This window comes from Acetivibrio cellulolyticus CD2 (genome assembly GCF_000179595.2).
In the GTDB taxonomy this organism is placed as follows: domain Bacteria; phylum Bacillota; class Clostridia; order Acetivibrionales; family Acetivibrionaceae; genus Acetivibrio; species Acetivibrio cellulolyticus.
The window spans coordinates 551058-567646 of sequence record NZ_JH556653.1 but is presented as its reverse complement, the minus strand read 5'-3'; the positions used below and the strand labels follow the sequence as shown (position 1 = coordinate 567646).

The following is a 16589-nucleotide window of genomic DNA, read 5'->3' as shown; positions in this document are numbered from 1 at the left end:
TTTTTATTTAGCCTCTTGGAGTGAAATGAAAGAGGCAAAAACGGAGGGACTCGATGTCCCGGAGTTTTTATTGTAGCAAATTTTCTAGCCAATACTTCCCATTTGAAAATGTCAGGATAAAATAGCTGACAAGGTAAATAATATATTTAAAGGTTTTTTTGGCCTGATTGTATTGAGCTTTATTATAAACAGGCATTGGGTATGCATGCAAATAAATTCATCTTAGGAGGATATAAAATGCTTACAAGCACTCTCTTTATAATACAGTTATTCTTCTCAATCATAATAGGAATTTACTTTTTAAATCTGCTCAAATCGCAGCAGGGAAACAAGAGTGCCATTGAGAAAGAGTCAAAGAAAGAGATGGATAAACTCAGAAAACTCCGGGAGATTAAACTTTCGGAACCATTATCAGAGAGGACAAGACCTTCAACGTTAAAGGAGATAGTTGGGCAGGAACAGGGGCTTAAAGCACTTCGTGCTGCTTTATGCGGTCCTAATCCCCAACATGTACTGATATATGGCCCTCCTGGAGTGGGTAAAACTGCAGCTGCAAGAGTTATTTTGGATGAGGCAAAACAAAACGATAGTTCGCCCTTTAAAAAGGAAGCAAAATTTGTAGAAGTAGATGCAACTACACTTCGGTTTGATGAAAGAGGAATAGCTGACCCGCTGATTGGTTCGGTACACGACCCAATATACCAGGGAGCTGGGGCGTATGGTGTAGCTGGTATTCCACAGCCAAAACCTGGTGCTGCTACGAAAGCCCATGGAGGAATTTTGTTTTTGGATGAAATAGGCGAACTTCATCCAATACAAATGAATAAACTCCTTAAAGTGCTGGAAGACAGAAGAGTTTTTCTCGAGAGTGCTTATTATAGTTCGGAGGATAAGAATATCCCCTCTCATATACATGAGATATTTCAGAAAGGTTTACCTGCCGATTTTAGACTTGTAGGCGCTACTACAAGAACAGCAGATGAGATACCTGCGGCAATAAGATCCAGATGTGTTGAAATATACTTTAGACCTCTTATGGCAGGAGAAGTAAGAGAGATAGCAAAAAATGCCGCTCAAAAGGGAGGATTCATTTTAGAGGATGGCGGAGATGAGTTAATAGCCAAATATGCACAAAGTGGCAGGGATGCTGTAAACATAGTTCAGATTGCTGGCGGTGTAGCCCTCGTTGAGGATAGAGGGTTAATAAAGAGGACGGATATTGAGTGGGTAATTGAATTTGGAAAGTATAACCCACGTATTGATAAGAAAGTTGATAAAGGAGAACAGGTAGGCTGTATTAACGGCCTGGCGGTATTCGGAAGCTGTACGGGTATGGTTTTAGATATTGAAGTAGCAGCAACTAAGGTCTTTAAGGGAAAAGGTACTTTGAAAGTTACAGGAATCATTGAAGAGGAAGAGATGGATGGCAAAGGACATAAGCTCAAGAGAACAAGCACTGCAAAAGGCTCTGTTGAAAACGTATTAACAGTTTTGAAAAGGATTTTTGATATTGATTACAAAGACTATGACATACATTTGAATTTCCCAGGAGGAGTACCTATTGATGGGCCTTCAGCGGGAATTGCAATTGCCACAGCTGTATACTCTGCAATTAACAATCTCCCGATAAGCAGTGAGATTGCAATGACAGGAGAAATATCCATAAGGGGAAAAGTAAAACCCGTAGGTGGAGTGGTTGCAAAGGTTGAAGCTGCGTGCCAGGCAGGTATTAAGAAAGTTATAATAGCTAAGGATAATTGGCAGGAGATGTTTGAAACCATGGACATCGAAGTAATTCCTGTTGAGGATATATTTGAAGTTACAGATATAGTATTTGGCAAAAAAGAAAAGGGAGAAGCTGAAAATATATCTATACAGGGCAAGCCTGTTAATATATTAAGTGCTTCCGGAGCATGAAAACTCTTGGCATAAATATATAATTTTCTATTGAGTTTAGACAAGAATGTTTATAAAAAATTCTGGCGGAGAGACATCGCTTGCTATTACAGCTATTGTAATCATAGGTGATTTATGCTATAATTAGCGCGTTTCAGAAGGATGCATTAAATATCGAACAATGTTTCGGAGGATATGCAAGAAGCAGATCTATCCGGGAAATTGTTCGTTTTGCTGCAAACACCTATACTATAATGAGGTGATGGCTTGATATATGAATGCATAAAAGGGGTACCGCGCTTCGAGTGCGAAGAATTTGGATCTAAATCAACAAAATACTGTTTGCTCATACCGATTATCAACGAAGGTGAACGTATAAAGAAAGAGCTTGAAACAGCGCAGAAATATGGTGTGAACAAGCTCTGTGATATTGTTATCTGTGATGGTGGTTCTAAGGACGGATGTACTGAAAGTACTCTGCTGAAATCCCTGGGTGTCAATACACTGTTGACAAAGCGTGATATTGGGAAACAGGGTGCACAGCTTCGTATGGGTTTCTGGTGGGCACTTCAGCGTGGCTATGATGGTTTTATAACCATTGATGGTAACAACAAAGATAGCATTGAGGATGTATCTAAATTTATTGAGAAATTGGACGAAGGTTATGATTTTATTCAGGGTTCACGTTTTATAAAAGGTGGCCAGGCAATTAATACGCCTATATCAAGATATATAGCTGTACGGTTTATCCATGCTCCTATAATTTCCCTAACTGCGAGGCATTGGTTTACTGATACCACCAATGCGTACCGGGCACATTCGAGAAGATATATTGAGCATCCGCAGGTACAGCCATTCAGGGAGGTGTTTATGACCTATGAATTGCTCGCGTATTTGTCAGTAAGGGCGAGTCAGCTTGGTATGAAGGTAAGGGAAGTTCCGGTAACACGTGCTTATCCAAAAGGAGAAAAGACACCTACAAAAATAAGTCCATTCAAAGGCAATAGCAGATTGTTTCAAATCCTACTTCAAAATTTATTCGGAAGATATAGCGTATGAACGAAAGCACAAGATACATAAAATTTTTTAAATGTTTAGTATATTATCATACCTTCTCGAAATAGAATATTTGTGATATGCTATAATTTGTTTAAATTAATATAGCTTTCAATATAATAGTGATTTTATATGAGGAGAGCGATAATATGAATTTGTTACAGGCAATAATATTGGGAATAATACAAGGATTGACTGAGTTTTTACCAATAAGCAGTTCGGGGCATTTAAGCCTGTTTCAAAGTTTGTTTGGACTTAGCCAAGGTTCAATAACATTTGAAGTTGCTGTCCACCTGGCTACCCTTATAGCAGTAGTTGCAGTTTTATGGGAAGATGTTTTGGAAATGGTAAAAAGGCCTTTTAGCAAGCTTACGTTGCTTGTTGTTGTGGGTACTATACCTACCGTAATAATTGCTGTAATTTTTAAAGATTTATTTCTACTGCTTTTTGATACAGGGGCTACGTTAGGTATTGAATTCATAATCAGTGGGCTTATACTTTTGTATGTTGAAGAGAAGAATAAAGAAAAGAAAAACGATAAGAAGCTTGAAACAATGAATTACGTAGATGCGTGTGTTATCGGAGTTGCTCAGGGAATTGCAATAATGCCTGCGATTTCACGTTCTGGTTTAACTCTTGCAGGTGCGCTGTTCAGAGGATTAAACCGTGAGTTTGCAATAAAGTTTTCCTTCCTTATGTCCATACCGGCAATATTAGGCTCTGTGGTGTTAGAAGGACTGGACATGGTGGAGTACGGAAGAATCCGAATAGATTTAGTTCCTTTACTGGCAGGAATGTTGGCAGCCGGAATATCAGGGTATTTTGCAATAAAGATTATGCTTAAAATATTTACAAAGGCAAGCTTAAAATATTTTTCATATTATGTTTTTGTTGTTGGAGGACTAATAATAGTAGATCAATATTTCACACGTATATTCTTCTAAGGGCCTCGAAAGTAAAAATAAAAGCCCAAGGGTGGAATAAAAATTAAAAGATAAGCAGGTGTTGAATTGATAGATAAAATTATTCTTGGAATTGAGTCAAGTTGTGATGAGACTTCAGCATCAGTAGTAAGAAACGGTCGTGAAGTCTTATCAAATGTTATTTCCTCACAGGTAGACCTTCATCAGAAATATGGAGGGGTAGTGCCGGAGATTGCATCGAGAAAGCATGTAGAGTTGGTTGTACCTGTAATTAACCAGGCTCTTGAAGAGGCAGGGATAACGCCGGATGCTATAGATGCTGTAGGAGTTACATATGGTCCGGGGCTTGTCGGGGCGCTGCTTGTCGGACTTTCAGCAGCTAAGGCTATGGCTTTTGCGTGGGACAAGCCATTGGTGGGAGTTCACCATATAGAAGGCCATATTGCGGCGAATTATATACAACATAAGGAGTTGGAGCCGCCTTTTGTATGTCTTGTTGCATCAGGAGGCCACAGCCATATTGTATATGTTGGAGATTATGACAGGTTTGAGATTTTAGGGAGAACAAGAGATGATGCTGCGGGCGAGGCTTTTGATAAGGTCGCAAGAGCAGTGGGCCTTGGTTACCCTGGTGGTCCGTTGATTGATAAATCAGCCAGGGAAGGAAATCCCAAAGCAATTGATTTCCCGAGGGTTCATTTTGAGAAAGGCTGTTTTGATTTTAGCTTTAGTGGTATTAAAACTGCGGTATTGAATTATTTAAACAGTACTGAACAAAAAGGCGAAAAGTATAAGGTGGAAGATGTTTGTGCAAGTTTCCAGTCGGCAGTTGTGGATGTATTGGTTACAAATCTTATAGCTGCAGCTAAAAAGGTAAAATCCCCAAAAGTTGCCTTGGCAGGCGGTGTGGCGGCTAATTCACTGCTTAGAAATGAACTTATGGAAAGGGCGGCAAAGGACGGTCTCGAGGTATTCTATCCAAGTCCTATATTGTGTACTGACAATGCGGCTATGATAGCTTGTGCCGCATATTATGAATTCGAAAGAGGTAACGTGTCGGACCTGTATTTAAATGCCATACCTGGACTTAAACTTGGAGAAAGAAGATAAACACAAAGGCTGTGGATAACTAATAATTATCCACAGCCTGTGACTATTTCCCAACCTTTTAATCTACCCATAAAATAATGGAAATATACGACAATAAATATGGAAAATTATGCAAAGATTGATGAGCTTTTTGCGTAGGGAAAAATGCCTACGAGCTGAGAAAAGTAGGACTGGCGTTATAGTAAGATAATGGAAATGGAAAATCTTGAAAGCCTGTGGTACCAATAATTTCAAAACAAAAATATAGAAATTACAAAATACTGGTAGATCTTTGTTGACGTAATTTTATGTTACAAAATTATTTTTTCATAGGACAAAAGTCCTATGAAAATTTTGACGAATTATACCCAATGTTGTTGAAACTTGTAGTGTGAATAATGTGGAAATAATCGCAAAACCCTGATGTCACATAAGCTTGAAACTGTGGATAATGTTGTGGATATTGTGGATTAAAATGTGTACAAGTATGACAAAAAGTTAATTATACACAAAAGTAATTTAAGCAAAAGTTAGTTTTTTGTAAACCGGATGTTAAATAATTACAGAAAGGTGAATTATGAAACTTGCGCCAAAGGATTATATTATAAATACTGTGTATAGAACCAATATTCTTCCTGTTATTTCTGCCTGCAACACTTCCTGTGTTTTTTGCAGTCATAAGCAGAATCCGGAAGGAGTTGAGGTTTATAGACTTGATAAGCTTAGCCTTGCTGATTTTGAAGAGATTATCGAATTCTTATCCCCGGATAGGAAAATAATTATAGGAGAATCGGCAACCAGAATTGTGGAAGGTGAACCGCTTCTTCATAAGGATTTTATAGATGTTGTGGAAACGGTAAGAAGAAAGTATAAAAAAACGCCTATACAGGTAACTACAAATGGGATATTGCTGGACGAGAATCTGGTAGAAAGGCTACAAGAACTCAAGAACATAGAACTCAATGTCTCTGTGAATTGTATCTCGGAAAAAAAGAGAATGGCAATACTTGGTCTTAAAAAGCAGGATAATATAAAGGAAAAATTAGCTTTACTGGAAGGGCGGATTAATTATAGTGCCAGTGCCGTTTTTGACCCGAATTTTATGAATTATGAAGACCTTGAAGAAATGGTTGCTTTTCTAGATAGAAATGGTGCCGGGTCAATAAGACTATTTTTGCCGGGATATACTTATCTGACAGATAAGAACTTTGAATTGGACAAATTGTATAATGAGGTCGCTGATTACTCTGCAAAGCTTAAGCCTAAATACCGGATACCAATAATTATTGAACCTTCTTATATTTATGATCTGAAAGCTAGGATTGCAGGTGTTGTGGAAAATTCACCAGCTTTTGATGCTGGCATATTAGAAGGAGATATAATAGAAAGAATAGAGAATGCTCGTGTTGCTACAAGAGTTGAGGCTTTTAATAAAGCTTTCAGGCTAAAGGATCCTGAACTGGATATCATCAGGGATGATAGAAGAATTAAAGTGAGGATTAAAAAGGAGAAAAATTCATCTCCAGGTTTTATCATGTTGTATGACATAGATCCGGACGAAGCTGATAGAATTGGCAGAGTTGTGCAAAGACATGGAGCAGATAAAGTGCTTTTTATAACATCACAGCTTGCATATAACGTTTTAAAGGGCCTTTTTGAGATAAGTGGATTTACATTTATGTATGACATTGTAGAAGCAAATAATGTCTTTTTTAGAGGAACGATAAAGTGTGCAGGTCTACTTACAGTAGAGGATATTATAAGTAGTGCAGAAAAGTATATAAACGAAAAGGGTAGGCCTGATTTGATAATGCTTCCTCCGATTATGTTTGACTATAGGGGAAGAGACCTTGTAGGAAGAAGCATAGGAGAAATTGAGGCAGAACTTGGTATTCCGGTTGATACTCCCTAAGATGGGGGGATTTGAAAAACTGCATAATGTAAAATTTTTGTTATGCCAAGTACATAAAAAATAGGGAACAACAAAGCAGGCTAAGTTTCGGCAATGATTTTGCCGATTTCTGAGAGGTCGTACCCGCCTATTCCTTCAAGTTCCATTCTGAATTCCTGAGAACGGAGGATTTCAAGAACCGCTTGGAATGGAGGGCTTTGTATATCTTCCTTCTTAATTACGAGTTCATACCTTTCTGTCTGAAGTGGTATAAATTCAATTCCATTTACTTGCATACATGATTTTTCGTTGCCAATACCAATATCTGCACCACCACGAGCAACAGTGCTGGCAATAGCAAGATGAGAAGTGCTTTCGCGTTCATATCCTTTAATATTTTTAGAGGATATTCCTAGTAATCTTAAATGTTCATCTAAAAGGACTCTCGTGCCGCTTCCCTTCTCACGGTTTATTATTGTTATATCTTTTCTTTTCATATCTTCCCAACCAGTTATGCCCTTAGGGTTGCCTTTCAAAACATAAAAGCCCTGAAGGCGGCATGCAAGGTGAATGATTACTGATGAAGTACCTGGAAGCATTCTGCGTACAAAAGGAATGTTGTATTGCCCTGTATCCCCATCCCATAAATGAGCGGTTGCCATTTGCACATTCCCAAGATATAAGTTATAAAGCCCGTTATAGCTTCCTACATAGGAGCGTAAGGTTTGCACACCATTTGGGTGCATTTGAAGGTATCGGGAGAGTATATCTAGCATGATGTCCTGACCGCATATTACAAAACTGCTGCTTTTGGGTAGTTCTTCGCTTGAAAAGGGAGTCCGCCATTGATCCTTGACAATAGTGGTTTGCTGAGTGTTGCTTTTTAAACTTTTTGTTTTATTTTTATATTCCTCAACATCTTTAGAATCAACTCTCACTTTTCTTCCTACTCTATATGAGTTCAATTCTCCACGTTTAATTAGCTCATATACAGTATTTTTTGCGATTTTTAAAATATCTGCAACTTCCTGTGGGGTTAAAGCTGAATTATCACTCATGGAAACTCTCCTTTAGCATGGTCAAAATATTATAAAACAATATGTAACATATAAAAAGGTAACAATAAGTTTTGTTACTGTAATGTATATATTATAACTTCATGTTTGCACAAAAGCAAATAAAAAGAATACTTTAAAATGCAACTTATTGTAATGAGAGTTGCAAAAAAAGTTAATTTGGGTTGTATTAGGATTTGGGGAATTAGCTCTTATAAAGCATTCTGTAATGAATGTTATTTGACATCAAGAACAAAATGAAAGTTATTTAAAAAAATTAATCATTTGGTATTGATTTTTTGTTTTGAAGAATATATAATGAAACGTAATAAAACGTAACAAAACATAACTAGGTAATATAAAAAGTTTGATTTATGTCATGCTGTGTCCACATACGCTATGTTGTAATTAGGTCAGCATGCATAAGCAAATCTCAAAGATGGGGTTATAGCATTTCTATGCAAATGTTGTAGTCGCATCTTTTTTTATTCAGTGTCATTCGAACGAATTGAAAGAGGAAAAGGAGGAGGGACTCGAAGGCCTGGAGCTTTATTTCTAAAAAATCAGATATGAGGGAGGGATTGAAATGAAAACTACTAAAAGTAAGGCATATGAATTTGATGAAATTGCAGATGGGACATTTTTTCCGATATACCCGGTCATAGCCCAACAAATTGTTGAAAAAACAGGAATTAAATCAGGTACATGTCTTGATATAGGCAGTGGCGGCGGGCATTTAGGGCTCTCACTTGCACAGATTACCAACATGAATGTTATCCTTCTGGATAAACAGGAGGATGCTTTGAATATAGCTGTTGAAAGGGCAAATGACTGGGGAATTGCTAGCCGGACTTCAACTGTATTAGGTGATGTACAGGATATGCCATTTAGAGAAGGTGTTATTGATTTGTGTATCAGCAGAGGTTCGGTATGGTTTTGGGAAGATAAGAAAAAAGGTTTTGAAGAAATATACCGGGTTCTTGCAAAGGGTGGAATGGCATATATCGGGGGTGGATTTGGAAATCAAGAGCTTAAAGAGCAGATTGATATAAAAATGAAACAGGTGGACAGTGAATGGCCTAAAAGTAGGCAAAAATTCGTTGGAGGTACTACTAGAGAACTTTTTGAACAAATAATGAATCAAATAGGAATTTTAAGTTTTGAAATAATGGATGATGAAAAAGGAATATGGGTTGTTTTTCAAAAAGAGAGTAATTAAAAATAGGCGTGCTGAGGTGTGCAAAACCTTTATAAATTGCCTGTTTGATACATGAGCATAAATTTAATAAATAGGGATGAGGTGAAGAATGATGATCAATATTTATACGAAGATAAAAGATATTGTGGACAAATATCCTGAAACAATTTCTGTTTTTTATGCTAATGGATTTGATGCAACAAAAAAGGAGGAACTTATAGAAGAAGTTGGCGAGGATTCCATGTTAAAGACTGTGCTTGCAATTAAAGGAATTAACGCTGAGCTTTTTATAAAGCAGATTGAAGAGATGGTGGGAGAAAAAGACTTGGGTTTTCAATATGTTGAGGAAGTACATGAGAAATTAAACTTTGTCGGGTATACATATTGTCCTTTAAAGATTACCTTCAAAGAAACCTTTGAAAAAGTATTGAAAGGTTATATCGAAGATACCGGAGAGAAGGATTTTAAATACTACATACCTTCAGGATGTGGAAATGTAGATCCATATGAGGACTTATGGAAAGCAGAAGACATTGATGAACTTCCGGGGGTTATAGCAAGCGTGGGGTTTGGAGACTTTTTTAGACAAGAGTTTTATGAGAAGTTTGTAGAAAAGGGATACTTTAAAGCTGTAGATAATAGACAAATTCAGCAGGAGTTTGTGGATGCAGGATTTATTGATCCTAAAGGTTGGTACACGGTATACTCTGTAGCTCCAATAGTAATGCTGATAGATACGAAAAAACTTGGAAACTTACCAATACCTAAAGAGTGGAAGGATCTTCTGAATCCTTTATACGAAAACAATATTATAGTGGGAGCATCGCATGGGGATTTCCATGAAGATATATTTCTTTATATATATAAAGAGCTTGGTGATGAGGGAGTTATAAAACTTTCCAACAATATAAAGAGGGGCTGCCATGCATCAGAGATGGCAAAGCTTGCGGGTACAAACAGTAAAGAAGGTGCTGCAATTTATGTAATTCCATGGATGTTCGCAAAGTCTTGTCCAAGGACAGAGACAACCCAAGTTGTTTGGCCTCTAGATGGTGCAATGACAGCCGTATACTATATTCTGGTTAAGGATGGAGCACTTCCAAAATACCAACCATTTGTTGACTTTCTTACAGGATATGAATACGGACAAAAATCAGCAAACAATTATTTTCCGGCATTAAATATAGAAGTTGATAACAACCTTCCTAGAGGTGCAAAATTTAAATGGCTGGGATGGGATTATATAAGGTCTTGCTCACTACATGAACGTATGGAACATGTTATGAATGTCTTTAAGAAGAGCTATGAAAGGAAGTTCCAAAATGAGGAGATGGTAATATGAGATTAGTTACAGTATCAGGTCCTCCATCATCCGGTAAAACATCTGTAATTTTAAAAACCTTGGAAACCTTAAGGGATGAGAGTTATAAGATAGGAATTGTTAAGTTTGATTGCCTTTCAACATATGACGACCAATTATACATGAAGGCTGGAGTTAATGTCAAAGTAGGTTTGTCTGGGAACTTGTGCCCGGACCATTTCTTTATAAGCAATATTGAAGATTGCGTAGAATGGGGTAAAAGTCAGGGAATTGATTTGCTTATAAGTGAAAGTGCAGGTTTGTGCAATCGATGTTCACCACATATTAAAGACGTATTGGCGGTATGTGTAATTGATTGCCTTTCAGGGGTGAATACTCCGAAAAAGATTGGCCCTATGCTGAAACTTTCAGACATAGTGGTAATTACAAAAGGGGATATTGTATCTCAGGCTGAGAGAGAAGTGTTTTGTTTTAAGGTAAAACAGGCAAATCCTAAGGCGTTTATTACTTTTGTAAACGGTATAACCGGTCAGGGAGCTTTTGATCTTGGCATGAAGCTCAAAGGGGCTTCAAATATTTCAAATCTCGAAGGAAAGCGATTGAGGTTTTCAATGCCGGCAGCATTGTGCTCATATTGCCTTGGAGAGACTAAAATAGGGGAAGATTACCAGACTGGTAATTTGAAAAAGATGGACTTTTAAGGATGTGGTATTGTGAAGGAATATATTTTATCTACAGCACTATGTGAAATATTAAGGGAGCATTCCTATGCTGAGGATTTTTTTACATCAATAGGACTAAGAAATTTTAATGCTGAGTACACAATTGAAGATTTTTTAAACACTTTAGACGATAGCTTAATTGAAGACTGTGGAATGGAAAGAGAGCAAATTACAAATTACTTTATTTCATTTATGAAAAAAATGAATGAATTAAGACTTAAAACAAGCTTTTCAATAGAAGAGATATCAGTTATTGGAGGTCATAATAAATCCGGTGAAGCTGAAAATATTATTTTGACTATGAAGCCTGGAGAGGTGATTTGCATCGTTGGGCCTACAGGATCTGGGAAAAGCAGGCTCCTGGCAGATATAGAATGTCTTGCCCAAAGAGATACGCCGACTGGAAGACAGATCCTTATAAATGGAAAAGCTCCTGCTCATGATAAGCGCTTCTCTGTAGAACATAAACTTGTGGCACAATTATCTCAGAATATGAACTTCATTATGGATTTGACTGTGGGCGATTTTATAGCCATGCATGCCGAAAGCCGTATGGCAGCAAATATTGACCAGGTTGTCAAGGATATTGCACAGTGTGCAAATGAACTTGCGGGGGAGAAATTTACTATGGACACTGCAGTTACAGCATTAAGCGGGGGACAATCTAGAGCATTAATGATTGCAGATACGGCACTTCTTAGTAGTTCACCCATAGTATTGATTGATGAAATTGAAAACGCTGGTGTGGACCGTAAAAAAGCTTTAGAGCTTCTGGTGAGAAAGGAAAAAATAGTGCTGATGGCTACTCATGATCCGATACTAGCGTTGATGGGAGATAAGAGAATTGTAATAAAAAACGGAGGCTTGAGTAAAGTCATAGAAACTAGTGATATCGAGCGTGAGAACCTTGGATTATTACAGCATTTGGATACGACAATGCTGAAGCTTCGGAATATGCTCCGGGGTGGTGAAAAGATTGAATTTGATATAAGAAAACTTTTTGAAATTGAGAAAGGAAGGTGTAGTTATGAAGGCTAAAATAAATTTTAGAATAGCAATTTTTTTAGTAATAATATCTTTTATATTTACAGGATGTAAAGCAGCTGAAGGGGATAAAAACGGCCAGGGCTTACCCAAAGTAACAGAGAAAATTGATAAAATGGCCTCGTCAATGGGGGAAGATAATAAAGAAAAAGCAAGTACAAGAAAGATTACGGACGAGTCGGGACGTACAGTGGAAATTCCTTCTCAAATTAAGACAGCATATGCTACAAGTCAGATTGGTATGATCATGCTTTATACCTTGAATCCTGGTAAGCTTGCAGGATGGGGATATGCACTATCCGACTCCGATAAACAGTTTATAGCCCCAAAATACTTTGATTTGCCGATTTTAGGAGTATGGTCAGGCAAGAACGGAACAGGAAATGTAGAAGAAATTATACGTGTGCATCCGGACGTTATTTTTTCAGTGGGAACTATTGAAGATTCACAAAAAGAGCTGGCAGAAAAAATTCAGGAACAAACGGGAATTCCTGTAGTTATGCTTGATGGTCCTCTTACTAAGCTTGATAAACTTTATAAATCTATGGGAGATATAATCGGTGAAGAGGAAAAGGCAAAAGAACTTGGAGATTACTGCGGGAAAACGATAGCTGAGATCGGGTCGCTGACGGCAAAAATACCTGATGAAAAGCGAGTGAAGGTATATTATGCAGAAGGTCCAAAAGGACTTGAAACTGATCCTAGCGGCTCTTTCCATACAGAGGTGCTTGATTTCATAGGCGGGAAAAATGTTGCGGATGTTAAAAAACAAGGTGGGTTCGGTAGGTCGGCCGTATCTTTGGAACAACTGCTGAAGTGGAACCCTGAGGTCATTATTGTTGGTTATGATAAGGATGCAAAGGAAGGATTTTTTAAGGACATTTATAAAACTGCTGAGTGGATGAGCATTAGTGCAGTAAAAAACAAAAAGGTCTATGCTATTCCAAACAAGCCTTTTGACTGGTTTGACCGTCCGCCGTCAGTAAATCGCATTATAGGTGTAAAGTGGTTGGCACATCTATTGTATCCGGAATACGTAAACTTAAATATTGAAGAAGAAGTAAAGGAATTTTATGATAAGTTTTATCATAAAAAGCTTACAGACGAAGAGGTTAATGAACTGCTCAAGGAAGCAGGAGGAAAATAATAATATTTATAATACTTTAAATGTGGGAGGTGTTGGTATGGAATCGGTAAATAAATTTGGTATAAGAAGAAATATAAAAGAGAACAGCTTTACTATAAATAATGACAGAAGCAAGAATTATATAATATTCATACTGTTTATACTGTTACTTGCAGCATTTTTGATGTCTTTCAGCCTTGGCAGATATGGAATTTCATTATCTGAAATATTGAAAGTACTTATATCAAAAATATTTGGACTAGGGACTACATGTACGGCAGCAACAGAAACAGTAATTTTTAAAGTAAGGATTCCAAGGATACTGGTTGCTATGCTGGTAGGAGGTGCGCTTTCTATGTCAGGTGCTTCTTACCAGGGACTATTTAAAAATCCTATGGTATCTCCCGACATTCTGGGGGCATCTGCAGGAGCTGGCTTTGGAGCTGCTATGGGCATTCTGATGAACTTTGGTATTTGTGGAATACAGATTTCTTCATTTTTATTCGGACTTGGTGCAGTTGCTCTGACATTTATAATCAGCACAATCATTGGTAAAGGAAACAATGCAGTTTTAGTGTTGGTGCTCACGGGAATGGTAGTGTCTAATTTGTTTTCATCTTTTATATCAATAACGAAATATCTGGCAGATCCATACAGCAAACTTCCTGCAATAACATTCTGGCTGATGGGAGGCCTAACCTCGATAAGCATGAAAGATGTTTGGGTAATTCTTATCCCTATTATATTAGGAGCGGTTCCTCTATTTCTTATGAGATGGAAATTAAATGTTTTATCCTTCGGGGATGAGGAAGCAAAAGCAATGGGAATTGACACTGGCAGGGTCAGAATTATAATTATTGTTTGCTCTACATTGTTGACTGCAGCTTCAGTATCAGTAAGCGGTATGATAGGATGGGTGGGACTTATAATACCTCATTTTGCCAGGATGCTGGTAGGACCAAATTACAAGGTTATGCTTCCGGCTTCATTTCTTATTGGCAGTACATTTTTACTCCTTGTAGATGATGTGGCACGAAGTCTTTTAGCTTTAGAGATCCCACTCGGTATACTTACGTCAATAATTGGGGCACCGTTTTTTATTTATCTGCTTATAAAGGGAAAGAGGGGATGGATATGATATTGGAAGTCATGGATGCAGTATGCGGCTATGGTACAAAAAAGGTTATTGAAAACATTTCACTGACTGTTGAGACAGGTGAAATATTGTGTTTGCTAGGGCCTAACGGTGTAGGAAAGACAACTTTCTTTAAGAGTATATTGGGTTTTTTGAGGTTGCTAGGCGGTGAAATACTTATTGATGGTGAAAATATATTGAAACTCCCTAAAAAGGAGATTGCCAAGGTGGTTGCTTATGTTCCCCAGGCACATACTCCACCATTCCCATTTTCAGTACTAGACGTAGTTGTAATGGGGAGAACTGCTCATATGGGGGTGTTTGCTTCTCCCTCCTATGACGATTATAAAATTGCAGAGGAGGCACTGGAATCACTTGGAATCTCCTTTTTGAGAGATCGGATTTATACTGAAATCAGTGGGGGAGAAAGGCAGCTTGTTTTGATTGCTCGAGCTATGACACAACAGCCCAGGATTCTTATTATGGATGAGCCGACTTCATATCTGGATTTTGGCAATCAGATAAGGGTACTAGAGCAAATAAACAGACTTTCAAAAAAGGGGATAGGTGTTATAATGACGTCACATTTTCCAAACCATGTTTTTTTGTGTTCAACTAAGGTGGCACTAATGCAGAGAGATAATGTTTTTCGAATCGGAAATGTAGATGATGTTGTTACTGAGGAAAACCTGAAATCAGCATATGGAATAAAGGTAAGAATAACAAGTACAGAAGATTCGAAGGGCAATATCATAAAAGCTTGTATTCCGCTAATCAATTAGAACTGACCCTTAATTGACAAAAATTATGAAAATGACAGTGGGTGATTGTATGAATAAACTAAATTCGGATATTTTTCTAAGTGATGTTTTTAAGCATTATCCTGGCACGATGGAAGTTTTTTTAGCAAACGGATTTGATGATTTTGCTGACAGCGATGCTTTTATGGAAATAGGTGAATTCGTTAAGCTCAAGACAATCCTTAAGGCAAGGAAAATTGATGAAAAAGGCTTTCTTAAACTACTGGAAGATAAAATCAGTTCTGATTTAAGAGATTCTAAGTACCATCAATTTAGCATAAATGATAAGTTGAATATGCTTGCTCTATTGCCATGTCCTTTAAAGTTGCCAATTGAGGAGGCTTTCAATAGATTTATCGGAGAAAGTAAATTGGATCAAAAGGTTAAGCTTAATTATTTGATTGAGGGAAATGCGAATAATCAGCTTTCTTATTATACGTATGTAGATCAATTTTCTAATATTGGTGAAATACCAGATATTGTAATTTCCCCAGGTATAAACAGCTTTTATTATAATAGCTTTGTTGAAAAGTTCATTGATAGAGGTTTGTTTGTAGATGCAGCACAATATGCCCCTAATGAACGTCTGGGCAAAATCGGTATCAAAGACCCTAAAGGAAATTATACGATTATATCCATGAACCTCCTTGTTATGGTAGTTGATAAGCTTAGTTTAGGAAATAATTCGATGCCTAGAGAGTGGGGAGATTTGCTCAGTCCACAGTTTGAAAAGAAAATCGCTATCCGTGGGCAGAATAATTTTTTCTGTGAGACAACATTACTAACAATATATAAATACTTTGGAATTGAGGGCATAAAAAAGTTCGGCAAATCAGTAAAATACGGGTGGCATCCGGCACAAATGGCTAAAATGGCTGGAAGTGGAAGTCAAGATTCGCCAACAATCAGCATTATGCCTTATTTTTACACAAAAATGATAAAGAATAAGGAAAATGTTGAGGTGATCTGGCCTTTAGACGGTGCAATTATAAGCCCTGTTACAATGCTTGTAAAAGCTGATAAAGCAGAACAATTGAAACAGGTTACAGAGTTTTTTACAGGTCCTGAAGTTGGACGGATTAGTGCAGCTGCCAGTTTTCCAACAATGCATCCTGATGTAGATAATAATATACCAGAAAGCGCAGTTTTTAACTGGATTGGATGGGATGTCATTAAGCAAAATGATTTGGGGAATCTTGTAAAGGTATTGAACAGCGAGTTTATGAAATGTTTATAGACATTGATAGACAAATATAAGCCCTGTTTTTATCCAGAACCCTTAGGTTTTAAGCAATATGTTAAATTTTAAGATGTAAATGCTTTTGAGGTTTTC

The 16589-nt window shown here is 37.4% G+C and carries 14 protein-coding genes; 13 read left to right on the top strand and 1 reads right to left on the bottom strand.

The window, feature by feature from the left end:
- The first annotated feature begins 237 nt into the window (after positions 1–237).
- The 5 genes from lonB to ACECE_RS0204830 all read left to right on the top strand — a co-directional run bounded on the left by lonB (position 238) and on the right by ACECE_RS0204830 (position 6876).
- The gene (lonB, locus tag ACECE_RS0204850) at positions 238–1917 is read left to right on the top strand and encodes an ATP-dependent protease LonB (RefSeq protein WP_010244841.1); all 1680 of its coding nucleotides are present in this window, start codon (positions 238–240) and stop codon (positions 1915–1917) included.
- 246 nt (positions 1918–2163) lie between these two features.
- Positions 2164–2955, top strand: a complete 792-nt coding sequence (locus tag ACECE_RS0204845; protein ID WP_010244838.1) for a glycosyltransferase family 2 protein — start codon at positions 2164–2166, stop codon at positions 2953–2955.
- A 146-nt stretch (positions 2956–3101) separates the two neighbouring features.
- On the top strand, positions 3102–3896 hold the full coding sequence (locus ACECE_RS0204840; protein WP_010244835.1) for an undecaprenyl-diphosphate phosphatase: 795 nt from the start codon (positions 3102–3104) through the stop codon (positions 3894–3896).
- 66 nt (positions 3897–3962) lie between these two features.
- Entirely contained in the window at positions 3963–4985 is a 1023-nt protein-coding gene (gene tsaD, locus ACECE_RS0204835; protein WP_010244832.1) for a tRNA (adenosine(37)-N6)-threonylcarbamoyltransferase complex transferase subunit TsaD, read from the top strand.
- A 556-nt stretch (positions 4986–5541) separates the two neighbouring features.
- Positions 5542–6876 (top strand): radical SAM protein, encoded by a 1335-nt coding sequence (locus ACECE_RS0204830; RefSeq protein WP_010244829.1) that lies wholly within the window; start codon positions 5542–5544, stop codon positions 6874–6876.
- A gap of 80 nt (positions 6877–6956) precedes the next feature.
- On the opposite strand, the gene ACECE_RS0204825 is transcribed toward ACECE_RS0204830, so the two are convergent.
- Positions 6957–7913, bottom strand: a complete 957-nt coding sequence (locus ACECE_RS0204825; protein WP_010244826.1) for a substrate-binding domain-containing protein — start codon at positions 7911–7913, stop codon at positions 6957–6959.
- A gap of 583 nt (positions 7914–8496) precedes the next feature.
- Here ACECE_RS0204825 and ACECE_RS0204820 point away from each other — a divergent pair.
- The 8 genes from ACECE_RS0204820 (at position 8497) to ACECE_RS0204785 (ending at position 16493) form a co-directional block, all read left to right on the top strand.
- A complete protein-coding gene (locus tag ACECE_RS0204820; RefSeq protein ID WP_010244823.1) occupies positions 8497–9129 on the top strand; it encodes a class I SAM-dependent methyltransferase in 633 nt (210 codons plus the stop codon).
- An 88-nt stretch (positions 9130–9217) separates the two neighbouring features.
- Entirely contained in the window at positions 9218–10450 is a 1233-nt protein-coding gene (locus tag ACECE_RS0204815; RefSeq protein WP_010244820.1) for an ABC transporter substrate-binding protein, read from the top strand.
- Entirely contained in the window at positions 10447–11130 is a 684-nt protein-coding gene (locus ACECE_RS0204810) for a GTP-binding protein (RefSeq protein ID WP_010244817.1), read from the top strand. Before ACECE_RS0204815 ends, ACECE_RS0204810 begins: the two co-directional genes overlap by 4 nt.
- 12 nt (positions 11131–11142) lie before the next feature.
- A complete protein-coding gene (locus ACECE_RS0204805; RefSeq protein WP_010244814.1) occupies positions 11143–12189 on the top strand; it encodes an ATP-binding cassette domain-containing protein in 1047 nt (348 codons plus the stop codon).
- The gene (locus ACECE_RS0204800) at positions 12179–13342 is read left to right on the top strand and encodes an ABC transporter substrate-binding protein (RefSeq protein WP_010244811.1); all 1164 of its coding nucleotides are present in this window, start codon (positions 12179–12181) and stop codon (positions 13340–13342) included. The genes ACECE_RS0204805 and ACECE_RS0204800 overlap by 11 nt, the downstream gene beginning before the upstream one ends.
- Positions 13343–13379: 37 nt before the next feature.
- Positions 13380–14459 (top strand): FecCD family ABC transporter permease, encoded by a 1080-nt coding sequence (locus ACECE_RS0204795; RefSeq protein ID WP_026073698.1) that lies wholly within the window; start codon positions 13380–13382, stop codon positions 14457–14459.
- The gene (locus ACECE_RS0204790) at positions 14456–15238 is read left to right on the top strand and encodes an ABC transporter ATP-binding protein (protein WP_010244806.1); all 783 of its coding nucleotides are present in this window, start codon (positions 14456–14458) and stop codon (positions 15236–15238) included. The genes ACECE_RS0204795 and ACECE_RS0204790 overlap by 4 nt, the downstream gene beginning before the upstream one ends.
- A 49-nt stretch (positions 15239–15287) precedes the next feature.
- Positions 15288–16493, top strand: a complete 1206-nt coding sequence (locus ACECE_RS0204785) for an ABC transporter substrate-binding protein (RefSeq protein ID WP_010244804.1) — start codon at positions 15288–15290, stop codon at positions 16491–16493.
- Positions 16494–16589 lie beyond the last annotated feature (96 nt).

Excerpts from the sequence above, each read along its gene's own strand:
- ACECE_RS0204830 (WP_010244829.1), top strand. The coding sequence starts at position 5,542 with ATGAAACTTGCGCCAAAGGATTATATTATAAATACTGTGTATAGAACC.
- ACECE_RS0204790 (WP_010244806.1), top strand. The coding sequence starts at position 14,456 with ATGATATTGGAAGTCATGGATGCAGTATGCGGCTATGGTACAAAAAAG.
- ACECE_RS0204810 (WP_010244817.1), top strand. The coding sequence starts at position 10,447 with ATGAGATTAGTTACAGTATCAGGTCCTCCATCATCCGGTAAAACATCT.
- ACECE_RS0204785 (WP_010244804.1), top strand. The coding sequence starts at position 15,288 with ATGAATAAACTAAATTCGGATATTTTTCTAAGTGATGTTTTTAAGCAT.
- ACECE_RS0204800 (WP_010244811.1), top strand. The coding sequence starts at position 12,179 with ATGAAGGCTAAAATAAATTTTAGAATAGCAATTTTTTTAGTAATAATA.
- lonB (WP_010244841.1), top strand. The coding sequence starts at position 238 with ATGCTTACAAGCACTCTCTTTATAATACAGTTATTCTTCTCAATCATA.
- ACECE_RS0204840 (WP_010244835.1), top strand. The coding sequence starts at position 3,102 with ATGAATTTGTTACAGGCAATAATATTGGGAATAATACAAGGATTGACT.
- ACECE_RS0204795 (WP_026073698.1), top strand. The coding sequence starts at position 13,380 with ATGGAATCGGTAAATAAATTTGGTATAAGAAGAAATATAAAAGAGAAC.
- ACECE_RS0204820 (WP_010244823.1), top strand. The coding sequence starts at position 8,497 with ATGAAAACTACTAAAAGTAAGGCATATGAATTTGATGAAATTGCAGAT.
- ACECE_RS0204815 (WP_010244820.1), top strand. The coding sequence starts at position 9,218 with ATGATGATCAATATTTATACGAAGATAAAAGATATTGTGGACAAATAT.
- ACECE_RS0204825 (WP_010244826.1), bottom strand. The coding sequence starts at position 7,913 with ATGAGTGATAATTCAGCTTTAACCCCACAGGAAGTTGCAGATATTTTA.